The following is a 1,545-nucleotide window of genomic DNA, read 5'->3' on the forward strand; positions in this document are numbered from 1 at the left end:
CTGCAGGCGCTGCCAGCGCGGGGCGTCGTCGCTGAGGGTCAGCGCCGGACGTTCGGCGCCGATATCAAACTGCGCTCGCCAGTCAGGCTGGCCGCGCGTCAGCTCTGAGGCCGCGCGGTTATAGCCGCGAAAATGGGGGGAGTGGATCATCGCCACCTGCTGTTTTTGCGCCTCATCGAGAGCAAAAAAGCGCTGGGACTGGCGCTGAACTTCATATTGAAGCGCGTCGTCGACACCGTGGTTGATCAAATAGAAGAAGCCGATGTCGCGGGCGGCATGACGCAGGTCGGCCAGGAAGGCCGCTTTATCCGCGGGGTCCGCGTAGCGGGCCAGGTCGAGAATCGGCAGGGTGGTCGCGTTCATTGTGTTCTCCGAAAACGGGGTAATAAGTTATGGGTAGATTCAGGTTCTGGGTTCGGGCACAACAGCAGCGCATGGTGATTTCCTCTGTCCGGGGCTGAACACAGCTTGCCTCAAGGCCAAATAAGCAACCAATAACGTTATTTTCTAATTTATGACCGCGCGGGGTTCAGTGCTTTTGCGTTAAATAGATATAGGCGCGAAGCGCGTAATGAAGCCGGTTGCGCCCGTCGGTGAGAGCCAGTAAGGTAAGCGCACTTTTTAATGCGGAACGGACGTATCGTAATGCACAGCTCGAAAGATCCCCTGCACGGCGTGACGCTGGAAGCGCTGCTCAATGCCCTGGTGGCGCGCTATGGTTGGGCGGAAATGGCCCGCCAGGTCAACATTAACTGCTTTAAAAGCGATCCCAGCATTAAGTCCAGCCTCAAATTTCTCCGCCGGACGCCGTGGGCGCGCAAAGAGGTGGAGGCTATGTATCTCGCCTCCCTTGATGATGACGCGCCGGTGGAGAAAGCGGACCCCTGGGCAAACTGGCAGAAAAAATAACCCTTACCACAGGACACCATCATGCAGAGCTGGAGCAGTAAAGATTTCACCGCCGAACGCGCGTGGGGCGCGCTGGATATTGCCAATTTTTCCGGCACCACCGTGCGTCTGCACTGGACCGACCAACCCTATATCTGGCACATCAATGATGGTCAGGAGGTGTTTGCCGTGATGGATGGTCAGGTGGCGATGCATGTGAAAGTCGACGGCGAGGAGCAGATCATCATGCTAAACGCCGGCGATATCTTCTACGCCGGGGTGGGATGCGAGCATGTCGCTCACCCGCAGGGGGCGGCGCGTATTCTGGTGATTGAGAAAGAAGGGTCGGTCTGACCCCGTGGCGGGCGGTTCTTTGCCCGCCGTTTCATCGCCCGTCAGATGCGACATACCGCGTTGATATAAATCACTTATCCAGCTTTCGATATATTTAATTCTTGTTTGCCATTCCCTTCACCCCAGCACTATCTTTTGCCGCAGGCGCCTGACCAGGCACAATCGCGGGAGAGATCATGGCAACCTTGCAGTGGGACCACGCCGTACAGTTTGTGAATCAGCCGGAAGCGGCGATTGAAATCTTTGCCGGGCAGCAGCTGCGGGCGGTGGCCGGAGGGCGGCATCCGGGGTGGGGAACCCGTA

Annotated in this window: 4 protein-coding genes; 3 read left to right on the plus strand and 1 reads right to left on the minus strand. The window is 57.7% G+C overall.

Annotated features, from left to right (window positions below):
• A partial coding sequence (locus tag KHQ28_RS28805) for a 2-oxoglutarate and iron-dependent oxygenase domain-containing protein (protein WP_211777809.1) occupies positions 1 to 363 on the minus strand: 363 nt, incomplete at its 3' end.
• Between the two features lie 282 nt (positions 364 to 645).
• Here KHQ28_RS28805 and KHQ28_RS28810 point away from each other — a divergent pair.
• From KHQ28_RS28810 to KHQ28_RS28820, 3 genes are all read left to right on the plus strand, one after another.
• On the plus strand, positions 646 to 909 hold the full coding sequence (locus KHQ28_RS28810) for a VF530 family DNA-binding protein (RefSeq protein ID WP_002904643.1): 264 nt from the start codon (positions 646 to 648) through the stop codon (positions 907 to 909).
• 21 nt (positions 910 to 930) lie between these two features.
• Positions 931 to 1,242, plus strand: a complete 312-nt coding sequence (locus tag KHQ28_RS28815; protein WP_023283696.1) for a hypothetical protein — start codon at positions 931 to 933, stop codon at positions 1,240 to 1,242.
• A gap of 176 nt (positions 1,243 to 1,418) precedes the next feature.
• The coding region (locus KHQ28_RS28820; protein WP_142354111.1) for a VOC family protein at positions 1,419 to 1,545 on the plus strand (127 nt) is incomplete at its 3' end.

The sequence above is a fragment of the Klebsiella sp. 28 genome (assembly GCF_018223905.1).
Taxonomy (GTDB): domain Bacteria; phylum Pseudomonadota; class Gammaproteobacteria; order Enterobacterales; family Enterobacteriaceae; genus Klebsiella; species Klebsiella pneumoniae.